Consider the following 12,169-nt stretch of genomic DNA (forward strand, 5'->3'; position numbering starts at 1 on the left):
AATCGTTGCGTCTTTCCCGTGCGTGACCTCGACGACATCGATCGCGCCGTGGTCGCCGCGCTGACCCGTGACGCGCGACAGACGTACGCCCAGATCGGTGAGCAGGTGGGACTGTCCGCACCGGCGGTCAAGCGCCGGGTGGATCGGTTGATCGCCGAGGGGGTGATCCGTGGTTTCACCACGATCGTCGATCCGACCGCGCTGCAGTGGACGACCGAGGCCTACGTGCAGGTGTTCTGCCGGGGCACCATCGCACCCGCCGAACTGAAACGGTCGTGGGAGGGAATCCCGGAGGTGGTCAGCGCGGCCACCATCACCGGCCAGGCGGATGCCATCCTGCGGGTGATGGCCCGCGACGTACAGCATCTCGAACGGGCGCTCGAACGGGTCCGCGAGGCCGACAACGTCGACCACTCGGAGTCGATCATCGTGTTGTCCCAGCTCATCGACCGTGGGCACCCCTGAGGGCTGCGATCAGCGGGGCGCGTACATGATGACCACGATGCCGACGAGTGCGAGCAGGGCGCCGGCGATGTCGTAACGGTCGGGTCGGAAACCGTCGAACACCATGCCCCACGCCAGCGAACCGACGATGAACACCCCGCCGTACGCCGCCAACACCCGCCCGAAAGTCGCGTCCGGCTGCAGGGTGGCGACGAATCCGTAGACACCCAAGGCGATCACGCCGAAACCGGCCCAGATCCAGCCGCGGTTCTCGCGGACACCCTGCCACACCAACCAGGCACCGCCGATCTCGAACACCGCGGCCAGTACGAACAGCAGCACCGATTTCGTGACCGTCATGCAGGTCATGCTAATGTCGGCGACGTGAGCAGCACCGTCCGCGCCTATTGGCGCTTTATCTCGGCTCCGGGTGGAGCCGGTGATGGAGCGTCGACCTAGGCGACCCGCAGCCACACACCCGGAGCCCGAGCAGTGACCATCCCGGTCGCTGCTTTTTTGTTGTCAGGGCATCGGGAATCAGTGGGCGTGCCCTGAGAAACCAGGTTCCGTGGGAACCGAATCAGGAAGGCACAGCCGACATGAGCGTCAGCTCCTCGACCACCATCGTCACCACCTCCGACCGACGGATCACCGCGTTCCGGGAGATCCCGTCGCCGAGCATCATTCGCAGCGAACTGCCGTTGACGAGTCGCCGGGCGCTGGCCGTACAGCGGGACCGGGACGAGATCGCGGCCATCCTCGCAGGCACCGACGACCGGCTGTTGGTGGTGGTCGGCCCGTGTTCGGTGCACGACCCGATCGCCGCCCTCGACTACGCACGGCGGTTGGCGGCCCTGACCGCCGAGTACGCCGACCGGCTGAAGATCGTGATGCGGGTGTACTTCGAGAAGCCGCGTACCACGGTCGGGTGGAAGGGTTTGATCAACGACCCGGGGATGGACGGCAGCTTCGACGTGGAGCGGGGATTACGGACCGCGCGTTCGTTGTTGCTCGACGTCATCGACCTCGGTCTACCGGTGGGGTGTGAGTTCCTGGAGCCGACGAGTCCGCAGTACATCGCCGACGCGGTGGCCTGGGGAGCGATCGGTGCGCGCACCACCGAGTCGCAGGTGCATCGGCAGTTGGCGTCCGGGCTGTCGATGCCGGTCGGCTTCAAGAACGGCACCGACGGCACCGTGCAGGTCGCGGTCGACGGGGTGAGAGCCGCTGCGGCTCAGCACGTCTTCTTCGGCATCGACGACTTCGGGCACGGTGCACTGGTGGAGTCGGCCGGTAATCCCGACTGCCATGTGATCCTGCGCGGTGGTACTCCCGGCCCCAACCACGATGATGCCTCGGTGCTCGCCGCCGTGGCGGCACTGGACGAGGCGGGGCTCACCGGGCGGGTGATGGTGGACTGCAGCCACGCCAACTCCGGTAAGGACCACGTACGCCAGGCGGCGGTCGCGGGAGAGGTCGCCGCCTCCATCCGGGCTCGCCGAGCCGCCGGACGAGCAGGCGTGATCAGCGGCGTGATGCTGGAGAGTTTCCTGGAGGCGGGTGCGCAGGATGTGGACGCGCGGCCGCTGGTCTACGGAAAGTCCGTGACCGACAAGTGCATGAGCTGGGACACCACCACCGAGGTACTCGCCGACCTCGCCCGTTGCTGACGGTGTGCCCCCCTTCTGCTGACAGCAGAAGGGGGCACGCGGTGTCGCGGTGTCGCCCTACCATCGGCGCATGGACGATCGGGCGGATGTGATGCGGCGACCCACCGGCACGCCGATGGAGCCGTTGCTGCGGGAGGTGACCGGTCGGGTCCTGCGCCGACACCGTCACGACCGCGATGAGCGACTCGTCGAGACCGCGCGGCGGGCCGGGGTCTCGAGTCAATACCTCTCCGAACTCGAACGCGGCCGCAAGGACGCGTCGAGCGAGGTGCTCGCGGCGGTGGCGGGTTCGTTGGATCTGACCCTGCTGGGGTTGACCACCGAGGTCGCGGCCGAACTCGGCCGTCGCGTCGCGCCGCGGCTGCGTTCCGTGCCGGTGGTGCGCGTGAACCCCGCGGGGAGTTCTCGCGGCCCGGTGGCGCTCGCCGCCTGATCCTCGGGCGTCAGCTGCCCGACGCCACGGCACGGTCGTCGATGATCCGGTCGGCGATGCCGTACTCGACGATCTCGGCGGCCCGCAGCACGCGGTCGCGGTCGGTGTCGCGACGCAGGGTCGCCACATCCTGCCCGGTGTGTCGGCTCAGCGCCTGTTCGATCTCCTCACGGGTGCGCAGGATCTCCTCTGCGGCCAGGATGAGATCGGGGATGGTGCCCCGTCCCTGCCCCGACGGTTGGTGCAGCAACACCCGGGCGTGCGGCAACACGCTGCGCCGCCCCGGTTCACCCGCCGCGAGTAACAGAGCCGTCGACGACAAGGCCTGTCCCACACAGGTGGTGGCGATGGGTGCGTGGCAGTACCGCATGGTGTCGTACAGCGCGAACGTCGCCATCACCGATCCGCCGGGCGAGTTGATGTACAGATCGATGGGCATGTCCGGGTTCTCCGAATCCAGGTGCAGCAGTTGGGCGATGAGCGCGTTGGCCACGCCGTCGTCGATCTCGGTGCCCAGGTAGACGATGCGGTCGTCGAGCAGCCGGCTGTAGACGTCCATCACGCGTTCGCCCTGCGGGGTGCGACTGATGACGTTCGGGATGGTGTAGGTGCTCATCGGGTCGCCCCGAATCCTGCGACCGCCGGTGCCACCGGCCGGATCTGCGAGACCGAGTCCACGATGTGGTCGACGAACCCGTAGTCGCGAGCCTCCTCGGCGGTGAACACGTGGTCGCGGAGGGAGTCGGCGAAGACGCGGTCGGTGCTCTGGCCGGTCTGCTCGGCGATGATGCCGAGCACGGTGTCGCGCACGTGCCGGAGGTCGTCGGCCTGCAACTCGATGTCGGGGGCGTATCCGCCGATGCCTGCCGATCCCTGGTGCAGAAGAACTTTGGCATGCGGCAGGATGAAGCGTTTGCCGCGCGTCCCGCAACAGAGCAGGAACTGTCCCGCGCTGTACGCCATCCCGAGGTTCACGGTCACCACGTCGTTGGGGACCAGTGCGATGGTGTCCATGATGGCCAGCATGGCGGGCACCGACCCGCCCACCGAGTTGATCCACAACCCGATGTCGGTCACCGGGTCCTCCGCCGAGAGCATCACCAGCTGGGCGCAGAGCTGGCTACCGATCTCATCGTCCAGTGCCGAGTCCAGCATCAGGATGCGTTGGCTCAACAGACTTTCTGCGGTGCGTCGGGTCAGGGGTGGTGTGCGCGTGTCGTCGCTCATGGCCTCCAGTGTCGGCGCCGACCGGGGGACACCGGCGTCGTGCTGCCGTGAGCAGCGACAATCCGCTGCGGGCAGCGATCAGTCAGGTGCCGGATGGCCGCTTTCCCACGTAGACGCCCTCGGGCCGGAATCGCAACGGGGCCTGTGAGTACTCCTCGAGAGCGTGGGCCACCCAGCCGACGATGCGGGCCAACGCGAAGATGGTCGTCGACGCGTCCGGCACCATCCGGAACCGGGTGGCCACGGCGGCGAGCGCCAGGTCGGAGTTGACGAGACCTCGTCCACGGTCGACGGCCCCGGCCCGAATGGCGTCGATCGCCGCGGGGATGTCGTCGCGCCCACCCTCGGTGGCCAACGCCGACAACAGTGACTCCGCGCGCGGATCGCGTGCGGTGTAGACGATGTGACCGCACCCGGGCAGCCGGTCGCGGCGACCGATGACCGCTGCCGGGTCGGGAGCGCGCAGTACCTCGGAGAGAAATTCCTGCGCGAGGGAGGTGGCACCGCCGTGCAACGGGCCGTCGAACGCCCCGAGTCCTGCCGAGATGACCGCATACGCGCTGCCCCGGGAACTCGCCGCGACCCGTGCCGCGACCGCGCCTGCGGACAGGTCGTGATCGGCCAACAGGACGAGCGCCGCGTTCAGCAGGGCCACCCGCGATGGTGTGGGGGCCATCGGTGACAACCGCGGCCACAGTCGACGTGCCACCGAAGCGTCGGACCGGGTGGAGTCCACACCGATGAGCGGTAAGGAGCCGACGGTCGTCTCGATGACGCGCGCCGCCACCCCGACCACCGCGTCGGGGGTGATGTCGTGACGGTGGGGGTCGCGCGCGCCGAGATGATCGCCGACCGTGCGGATGATGTCGATGCCGCGCCACTGGGCCGGCACCCGCACCGGGGTGGGGTCGACCGTGGGCCAGGGCCGGTCCCAGAGCAGACCGGCGACCTGGCGGAAGTCGCGGCTCCAGGCCAGATCGACCGCCCGTTCACCCCGGTAGTACAACTCGTCGTCGGCGAGCAGGGTCAGCTCGGTCCTGATCCGCTCCACCACCCCGGCGGGCGGGCGGCTCACCGTGCGTCGCGCGAACGCGTCGACCTCGGCGAGTGCGTAGACGCTGCCACGCACACCGGCGATCCGGGTACTGGTGAGCTGTCCCCGACTGACGTAGGCGTACAGGGTCGCGGGGCGGACGCCGAGGACCCGGGCGGTCTGGGCGGTGGTCAGGTAGTCGCGACCGTCGTGGTGGACGGCATCCGGCCATCGTCGCGTGTGGCGTCGCACGGTCACCTCCTGATGTTGATCCGATCAACATTGACGAGTGTGTCGTCCTGGCCGAATCTAGGCCACATGACACTCGTCGACGCAGCTCCCGGCCTATCGGACATCTCCGTCGCGGACACCGAGATCGGTGATGTCCGTGGGAATGAGGGATTCTTCCACTACAACAGGTATTCGGCGATCGACCTCGCACGGTCGTCCTCGTTCGAACGTGTCTGGTTCTTGTTCGTGTACGGCCGACTGCCCGAGCCAGCGGAACTCGACGCCTTCGTCGAGACCGTCCGCCGTCACCGTCACGTCGATCCCGGCCTGCTGGACTTCGCTCGTACGGTGGGTGCGACCGGGCAGACCCATCGGCCGTTGATCGACCTGCGGACGGTGTTGTCGGCGGCTGCGCAGTACACGGGGATGTCGCCGCTGTGGGACACCGACGAGGCGACCCGTCGCGAGAACGGGATCCAGCTGTGCGCGATGGTGCCCACTCTGCTCGCCGCGGTCCATCGTGCGGCGCACGGCCTCGAACCAGTACGACCACGCGACGATCTGGACACCGCCGGCTACTGGCTGCACGCAGTCACCGGGCAGGAGGTCGAGACCGGCGAGATCCGCGCTCTGGAGCAGTATCTCGTCGCGACCGTCGAACACGGTTTCAATGCCTCGACGTTCACCGCCCGTGTCATCGCCTCCACCGGTGCGGATCTGCCGTCAGCGATCTGCGGCGCGATCGGGGCGTTCTCGGGTCCGTTGCACGGTGGCGCGCCGGATCGTGCGTTGGATGCGCTCGACGCCATCGTCGCGCGTGGCGGACCCGAGATGACGGTGGCCACCGTGGGCGAGGTCGCCACCGGGTGGGCCCGCGACGAACTCGCGGCGGGACGACGTCTGATGGGCTTCGGACACGCCGTGTACCGCACCCACGATCCGCGTTCGGAGCTGTTACGCGAGGTGGCACGGGGACTGGGCGGGCGGTTGGCCGAGGTCGCCGTCGAGGTGGAGCGAGCGGTCGTCGCGGTCCTCGCCGAGGCGCGGCCAGACCGTCCTCGGTACGCCAACGTCGAGTTCTACGCCGGGGTGGTGATGGATCGTTGCGGACTGCCCCGCGAGATGTTCACACCCACGTTCACGGTGAGTCGAGTCGTCGGGTGGACCGCCAATGCCCTCGAACAGGCACACGACCGTCACATCATCCGTCCGCGCGCGACCTACGTCGGGCCTGCCGTGACCGATCGGCCCTCGGATGTGGCGCACCCGGAGGTGCGGTAACGGCCCGGTCGACGTGAACGAAGGCACGTTCGATGGGAACAAGGGCACGCTCGACGTGGATGACGGCCCACTCGATGGGTGGGTAGGTCGAGTGGGCCGTTGTCGGCGTCGAGTGGGCCGTCATCCCGCTCGAGTGGGCCGAAGTCACGCCTCAGCTCTGTACCGAGACTTCCGGGCGGCCCTCGGGGATGGTGATCACGGCCCGACGGTGCAGCGGCGCGGTGGGGTCGCCGATGGTGTCGGCGACCCGGAACTCCGACTGCCACTGTTGCGGGCTCAACCGGTTGAGCACGTAGCCGCGCTGGGCGTTGCCGAAGTGCACGTGCGGTGACGCCGCCTTCAGTTGCTGATCGGCGGTGTCACTGTCGGCACCGTCCTTGCCGGATGCGATCGACGTTCCCGCCAGCTCGACGCCGACCACCGGGGAGGGGCGCGTGTAGGTGGACCGCAGATCCGACACCACGTTGCGGTGGATGTCGCCGACGATGGACACCAGGTTGCGCACATTGCGTTGCTGGAGGCCGTCGAGCACGCGGGCTCGCGACGCCTCGTAGCCGCTCCAGCCGTCCATGCTGACCTTGCGCTGACCGTCGACCTGGCGGGCGAGGTCGGCGATGGTCGTCTGGTGGGTCAGCACGTTCCAGCGACGCCCGCTGCCGGCCAGGCTGTCGATGATCCACCGTTCCTGGCGTGCACCGGTGATGGTGCGGCGCGGGTCGGCGGTCTTCGCGTCCTGCGGGTTGTCGGTGTCGCCGTTGACCTGGTCGCTGCGGTACTGCCGGGTGTCGAGCACGGTGAAGCGGGCCAGGTCCCCGAAGTCGAACCGTCGGTAGGCCTGGACGTCGGGGCCGTGCGGACGTTGGGCGGCACGCACGGGGGTGTTCTCCCACCACGCCTTCATCGCCTGTGCCCGGCGGGCCAGGAACTGGGGGATGGGCGCGTTGTCCTCGGAGATCGCGCCCGCCCAGTTGTTCTCCACCTCGTGGTCGTCGAAGACGGTGATGAACGGGCTCACCCGGTGCGCGTGGCGCAGTTGGGGATCGCTCTTGTACAGGGCGTAGCGGTCGCGGTAGGCGTCCAGGGTCGTCATCTCGGTGAATGCCGACTCCGGCAACGCCGTGGTGTGCCTTCGCGCACCGTCTTTAGCGATCCCCTTCTCGTACACGTAGTCGCCGAGGAAGAACACCACGTCCGGCGCATGCGAGGCCAGGTCCTCCCACGCGTTGTAGAAGCCGTCACCCCACGACTGGCACGAGGTGTGGGCGAAGGTGAGCGCGGACGGGCGAGACGATGCCGACGGCGCGGTGCGCGTGCGTCCGACCTCCGACAGATGACCGGCGGTGCGAAACCGGTAGAAGTAGTCGGTGGCCGGAGCCAGACCCCGGACATCGACGTGCACGCTGTGCCCGTTGTCGGCGGTGGCGACTTCCACACCGCGACGGATCACCCGGGTCATCCGCTCGTCGGCGGCCAGCTCCCACTGCACCGGTACCGGCGCGAGACCCATCCCGCCACCCCCGGCCAGCGGGTTGGCCGCCAACCGGGTCCAGAGCACGATGCCGTCGGGTATGGGGTCGCCGGAGGCGACGCCGAGGGTGAACAGATGGTCGCCGCCTGCGGGGGCCGGGGTGGCCTGTGCGTCGGCGGTGAACAGTCCCGGCACCGCGGCGAGGCCGGCGGCGACGCCGGTCCAGGTGACGAACTGCCTACGGGACAGTCCGGAACGCAGGGATTTGTCGGGGCCGACGACGATCTGGGGGGATGTGGTCCGAGGGCTCATGATCGGTCAGCCGATCAGATCGCGCTGGACCGCAGGGGTCGGCCCGGTGACCTGTCGGTGACACCGGTGTGAAGTCCGGACGGCTCATCTCAGAACGAGCAACCAGACCGCGACATAGTGGACGGTGGCGGCGACCACCGTGCAGGCGTGGAACACCTCGTGGTGACCGAAGGTACTCGGCCACGGATTGGGCCACCGGCTGGCGTAGAGGATGCCACCGATGCTGTAGAGCAGCCCGCCGACCGCCAACAGCACCACCACCGCGACCCCACTCGTGGACACCAGCTCTGGTGCGACGACCACGATGGTCCACCCCAGGATCAGGTACAGCGGCACGCCCACCCACCGGGGTGCCGACGGCCACAACATCTTCAGGGTCACCCCTCCGACCGCCCCGACCCAGACGACGCACAAGACGATCCATCGCGCCGGGGCCGGCAGACCCAGCACGCAGAACGGGGTGTAGCTGCCCGCGATGAAGAGAAAGATCATCGAGTGGTCGGCCCGCTTCATCCACACGCGGGCGGCGGGCGTGGCCCAGTTGACCCGGTGGTAGGTCGCACTGACCCCGAACACCCCCACCACGGTCACGGCGTAGAGGGCGCAGGCCGCCGCATCCGCCGCGCCGCGTAACGGCCACACGACCGCGACGAGGACGATGCCGGCGACGATGGCCGCGAAGCCCGAGTAGAGGTGGATCCAGCCGCGCATCCGCGGCTTGAACTCGGCCAGGGTGTCGAGCTCACGCGGTCCGTCGGCGAAGGGTTCATCCAGCAATTCGGACATGAACCTACGGTACCGTAGGTCGTCGTGGTCGTCGCCGCCGTGACGACACGTCCGTGAGGTGTCTTGCCCGTAAGGTGTCTGGGGTGGAGCGACCGTCGTGAAGTTGGTGCCGGATCAGGTCCGGGGACCGATGTACCGGGTGTACGAGAAGCGCCTGGTGCAACTCATGGACCCCGCCCGCAATCCGCGTCACATCGCGTTGATCTGCGACGGCAACCGTCGCTGGGCGCGCGAGGCCGGGTTCGACGACGTCAGCCACGGTCACCGGGTCGGTGCCCGCAAGATCGCCGAGGTGCTGCGCTGGGCCGGCGAGCTGGAGATCGAGACGGTCACCATCTACCTGCTCTCCACCGAGAACCTGAACCGGCCGTCGGACGAACTCGACGCGTTGATGGAGATCGTGCCCGACATCGTCGACGAGATCGCCGGCCCCGACGAACGATCGCGGGTACGGATCGTCGGCAACGTCGACCAGTTGCCCGAGGCGGTCGCGCAGCGGTTGAAGACGGCCGAGGAACGCACGGCGGGACGCAGCGGGATCAACGTCAACGTCGCGGTGGGGTACGGCGGTCGTCAGGAGATCGTGGACGCGGTGCGGTCCCTGTTGTCCGAACGCGCGGCCGCGGGCGCCACGGTCGACGAACTGATCTCCTCGGTCAGCGTCGACGCCATTGATCAGAATCTGTACACCAGAGGTCAGCCCGATCCCGACCTGGTGATCCGGACCTCGGGGGAGCAGCGCCTGTCCGGGTTCTTGCTGTGGCAGAGCGCGTATTCGGAGATCTGGTTCACCGACGCCTACTGGCCGGAGTTCCGGCGGGTGGACTTCCTGCGTGCCATCCGCGACTACGCGGCGCGGTCCCGGCGTTTCGGCGCCTGAGGTTCGGGCGTGGGCGGGGCGGATCTCCCGCAGTTTCGATGATCTCCCGCTGACGCATCAGCAGCGAACCACGAAAACTGCGGGCGAACCGATGTCCCGCAGATTTCGTGCCGGGGCCTGAGCAGGCAGAACGACGCTCAGAGTTTCCGAAGGCGCACCCGGTTGATGGTGTGGTCGGCGTCCTTGCGCAGCACCAGCGTCGCCCGAGGTCGGGTGGGCAGGATGTTCTCCACCAGGTTGGGTCGGTTGATGCCGTTCCAGATGTCGCGGGCGGCCAGCGTGGCCTGTTCGTCGGTGAGCGACGCGTAGTCGTGGAAATGCGACTCGGGATCGGCGAATGCGGTCGACCGCATGGCCAGGAACCGCCGGATGTACCAGTCCTCGATGTCCTCGATGCGGGCGTCGACGTAGATGGAGAAGTCGAAGAGGTCGCTGACCATCAGCCGGGGGCCGGTCTGCAGGACGTTCAAGCCCTCGAGGATGAGGATGTCGGGTTGGCGGACGTGATGTTTGACGTGCCGCACGATGTCATAGGTGAGGTGGGAGTAGACGGGCGCCTCCACGTCGACGGCACCGGACTTGACCTCGGTGACGAACCGCAGCAGGGCGCGACGATCGTAGGACTCGGGGAACCCCTTGCGGTGCATGATGCCGCGGCGCTGCAGTTCTGCGGTGGGGTACAGGAAGCCGTCGGTGGTGACCAGATCGACCGTGGGGTGGGAATCCCAACGGGCGAGCAGCGCACGCAGCACGCGGGCCGTTGTCGACTTGCCGACGGCCACACTCCCGGCGACGCCGATCACGAACGGCACCTGGCGCTGCGGTTGCTGGTCGGACAGGAACGTCGCGGTGGCGGCGAACAGTCGCTGGCGAGCGGCGACCTGTAGATGGATGAGTCGCGACAGCGGTAGGTACACGTCGGCGACCTCGTCGAGGTCGATCTGTTCACCGAGGCCACGGAGTTCGTGTAACTCGCTCTCGGTGAGCACCAACGGCATGGATTGACGCAGGCTGCGCCACTGGGTGCGGTCGAGTTCGATGTACGGGCTCGGCTCGGTCATCCGTGACATGACGTCCCTCTGGCGTTCGCCCGCATATGCCAAGTGTGGCCAATCACCCCGGTTCGCGGGCAGTCGGGGTCGATTAGTGCAGTTCGGGGCGCCGCCGCCTGCGCTACGGTCGGGAGCCATGGCGATCGAACCGGTGGTGGAGGAGTACCTGCGACTGGGTCTGGCCTTCGACCGCATCGAGTCGGGGTTCGTGGACGCCTACACCGGTGATCCGCGACTGCGGCGGGAGGTGGAGAACGCGCCCGCACCCGTTCCGCGGGACCTGGCCGCGCGGGCCGCGGCACTCCGCGCCGAGGTGGCCGCCTCCGGACTCCCCGACGACCGCGCCGGTTTCCTGACCGCCCACGTCACCGCGTTGGAGTGCGCGGCCCGCACCTTCGCCGGTGAGCAGATCGGGTTCGTCGACGAGGTGCACGCCTATTTCGACGTCGACATCGCGATGGGGGACCCCACGCGCTACGAAGAGGCCCACCAGGACCTGGACCAGGTGCTGGCCGGCGACGGACCGTTGGCCGAGCGCTATGCCGGACACCGACGGGGGGACGAGATCCCCGCCGACCGCGTCGACGACTGTGTCCGTGCATTCAGCAGTGCGTTGCGCGAGATCGTCCGGGAACGGTACCCGCTGCCCGACAACGAGATCGTCGACTTCGAGGTGGTCACCGACAAACCGTGGGCCGGCTTCAACTATTACCTCGGCGACCACCGCTCGCGGGTGGCGATCAACGGCGACCTCACCCAGTACATGTCATCGTTGCCCGCGCTGATCGCGCACGAGGCCTACCCGGGTCATCACACCGAACACTGTCGCAAGGAGCGGTTGCTGGTGGCCGACGACGGACGCCACGAGCACGACATCTTCCTGGTCAACACCCCGCAGTGTCTGCTCGCCGAAGGACTGGCCGATCACGCGCTGACCGCTGCGGTGGGTGAGCACTGGGGGTTGTGGGCCCAGGAGATCTACGCCGACCTCGGCCTGCGGTTCGACGGCGCGCGCGCCGAGCGGGTCGGTGCCGCGACCGCGGATCTGCTGTCGGTCCGTCAGGACGCGGCGCTGCTGCTGCACGACCGCGGAGCCGACTCCGACACCGTCGAGCAGTTCCTGCAGACCTGGTTGTTGTCGTCGCCGCAGCGGTCCCGTCAGATGCTGCGGTTGCTGTCGTCGTCGTTGTGGCGCGCCTACGTGTCGACCTATGTCGAGGGTTTCCGGCTGCTGCAGCAGTGGCTGGACGCCGACCCGCACGGGGACCGACTACGGCGGTTCGGCCGGTTGCTGGACGAGCCGCTGACCCCGAGGGCACTGCGGGCGGAAATATCCTCCTAGACTGACCGCC

13 protein-coding genes are annotated in these 12,169 nt (G+C 68.2%); 6 read left to right on the forward strand and 7 right to left on the reverse strand.

Annotated features, from left to right (window positions below):
• Positions 1–18: 18 nt before the first annotated feature.
• Positions 19–465, forward strand: coding sequence for an Lrp/AsnC family transcriptional regulator (locus tag BW971_RS04235; protein WP_076476877.1), 447 nt, complete (start codon positions 19–21; stop codon positions 463–465).
• A 9-nt stretch (positions 466–474) separates the two neighbouring features.
• Here BW971_RS04235 and BW971_RS04240 read toward each other — a convergent pair whose 3' ends face one another.
• Entirely contained in the window at positions 475–804 is a 330-nt protein-coding gene (locus tag BW971_RS04240) for a YnfA family protein (protein WP_076477386.1), read from the reverse strand.
• 239 nt (positions 805–1,043) lie between these two features.
• Here BW971_RS04240 and BW971_RS04245 point away from each other — a divergent pair, with 239 nt between their 5' ends.
• Entirely contained in the window at positions 1,044–2,114 is a 1,071-nt protein-coding gene (locus BW971_RS04245; RefSeq protein WP_076476879.1) for a 3-deoxy-7-phosphoheptulonate synthase, read from the forward strand.
• A gap of 70 nt (positions 2,115–2,184) precedes the next feature.
• Positions 2,185–2,547: a helix-turn-helix domain-containing protein gene (locus tag BW971_RS04250; RefSeq protein ID WP_076476881.1), complete on the forward strand. Its 363-nt coding sequence runs from the start codon at positions 2,185–2,187 to the stop codon at positions 2,545–2,547.
• A gap of 10 nt (positions 2,548–2,557) precedes the next feature.
• On the opposite strand, the gene BW971_RS04255 is transcribed toward BW971_RS04250, so the two are convergent.
• The 3 genes from BW971_RS04255 to BW971_RS04265 form a co-directional block, all read right to left on the reverse strand.
• On the reverse strand, positions 2,558–3,163 hold the full coding sequence (locus BW971_RS04255) for a ClpP family protease (RefSeq protein WP_076476882.1): 606 nt from the start codon (positions 3,161–3,163) through the stop codon (positions 2,558–2,560).
• A complete protein-coding gene (locus BW971_RS04260) occupies positions 3,160–3,774 on the reverse strand; it encodes a ClpP family protease (protein ID WP_076476884.1) in 615 nt (204 codons plus the stop codon). The genes BW971_RS04255 and BW971_RS04260 overlap by 4 nt, the downstream gene beginning before the upstream one ends.
• Before the next feature lie 82 nt (positions 3,775–3,856).
• Entirely contained in the window at positions 3,857–5,059 is a 1,203-nt protein-coding gene (locus BW971_RS04265) for a citrate synthase (protein WP_076477388.1), read from the reverse strand.
• Between the two features lie 66 nt (positions 5,060–5,125).
• Here BW971_RS04265 and BW971_RS04270 point away from each other — a divergent pair, with 66 nt between their 5' ends.
• A complete protein-coding gene (locus tag BW971_RS04270) occupies positions 5,126–6,319 on the forward strand; it encodes a citrate/2-methylcitrate synthase (RefSeq protein WP_076476885.1) in 1,194 nt (397 codons plus the stop codon).
• 151 nt (positions 6,320–6,470) lie between these two features.
• Here BW971_RS04270 and BW971_RS04275 read toward each other — a convergent pair whose 3' ends face one another.
• Both BW971_RS04275 and trhA read right to left on the reverse strand, forming a co-directional pair.
• On the reverse strand, positions 6,471–8,099 hold the full coding sequence (locus tag BW971_RS04275; RefSeq protein WP_076476887.1) for an alkaline phosphatase D family protein: 1,629 nt from the start codon (positions 8,097–8,099) through the stop codon (positions 6,471–6,473).
• 84 nt (positions 8,100–8,183) lie between these two features.
• Positions 8,184–8,810 (reverse strand): PAQR family membrane homeostasis protein TrhA, encoded by a 627-nt coding sequence (gene trhA, locus BW971_RS04280; protein WP_076477391.1) that lies wholly within the window; start codon positions 8,808–8,810, stop codon positions 8,184–8,186.
• A 172-nt stretch (positions 8,811–8,982) separates the two neighbouring features.
• On the opposite strand from trhA, the gene BW971_RS04285 reads away from it, so the two are divergent.
• Positions 8,983–9,765: an isoprenyl transferase gene (locus tag BW971_RS04285; RefSeq protein WP_076476888.1), complete on the forward strand. Its 783-nt coding sequence runs from the start codon at positions 8,983–8,985 to the stop codon at positions 9,763–9,765.
• A 137-nt stretch (positions 9,766–9,902) separates the two neighbouring features.
• On the opposite strand, the gene coaA is transcribed toward BW971_RS04285, so the two are convergent.
• Complete coding sequence (coaA, locus tag BW971_RS04290) at positions 9,903–10,835, reverse strand: type I pantothenate kinase (protein WP_076476890.1); 933 nt, start codon at positions 10,833–10,835, stop codon at positions 9,903–9,905.
• Positions 10,836–10,953: 118 nt separating this feature from the next.
• Here coaA and BW971_RS04295 point away from each other — a divergent pair, with 118 nt between their 5' ends.
• On the forward strand, positions 10,954–12,159 hold the full coding sequence (locus tag BW971_RS04295) for a DUF2268 domain-containing putative Zn-dependent protease (protein WP_076476891.1): 1,206 nt from the start codon (positions 10,954–10,956) through the stop codon (positions 12,157–12,159).
• The last annotated feature ends 10 nt before the right edge of the window (positions 12,160–12,169 follow it).

It is taken from the genome of Williamsia sterculiae, assembly GCF_900156495.1.
Lineage (GTDB): Bacteria > Actinomycetota > Actinomycetes > Mycobacteriales > Mycobacteriaceae > Williamsia_B > Williamsia_B sterculiae.

Excerpts from the sequence above, each read along its gene's own strand:
- BW971_RS04240 (WP_076477386.1), bottom strand. The coding sequence starts at position 804 with ATGACGGTCACGAAATCGGTGCTGCTGTTCGTACTGGCCGCGGTGTTC.
- BW971_RS04245 (WP_076476879.1), top strand. The coding sequence starts at position 1,044 with ATGAGCGTCAGCTCCTCGACCACCATCGTCACCACCTCCGACCGACGG.
- BW971_RS04250 (WP_076476881.1), top strand. The coding sequence starts at position 2,185 with ATGGACGATCGGGCGGATGTGATGCGGCGACCCACCGGCACGCCGATG.
- BW971_RS04255 (WP_076476882.1), bottom strand. The coding sequence starts at position 3,163 with ATGAGCACCTACACCATCCCGAACGTCATCAGTCGCACCCCGCAGGGC.
- BW971_RS04260 (WP_076476884.1), bottom strand. The coding sequence starts at position 3,774 with ATGAGCGACGACACGCGCACACCACCCCTGACCCGACGCACCGCAGAA.
- BW971_RS04270 (WP_076476885.1), top strand. The coding sequence starts at position 5,126 with ATGACACTCGTCGACGCAGCTCCCGGCCTATCGGACATCTCCGTCGCG.
- BW971_RS04275 (WP_076476887.1), bottom strand. The coding sequence starts at position 8,099 with ATGAGCCCTCGGACCACATCCCCCCAGATCGTCGTCGGCCCCGACAAA.
- trhA (WP_076477391.1), bottom strand. The coding sequence starts at position 8,810 with ATGCGCGGCTGGATCCACCTCTACTCGGGCTTCGCGGCCATCGTCGCC.
- coaA (WP_076476890.1), bottom strand. The coding sequence starts at position 10,835 with ATGTCACGGATGACCGAGCCGAGCCCGTACATCGAACTCGACCGCACC.
- BW971_RS04295 (WP_076476891.1), top strand. The coding sequence starts at position 10,954 with ATGGCGATCGAACCGGTGGTGGAGGAGTACCTGCGACTGGGTCTGGCC.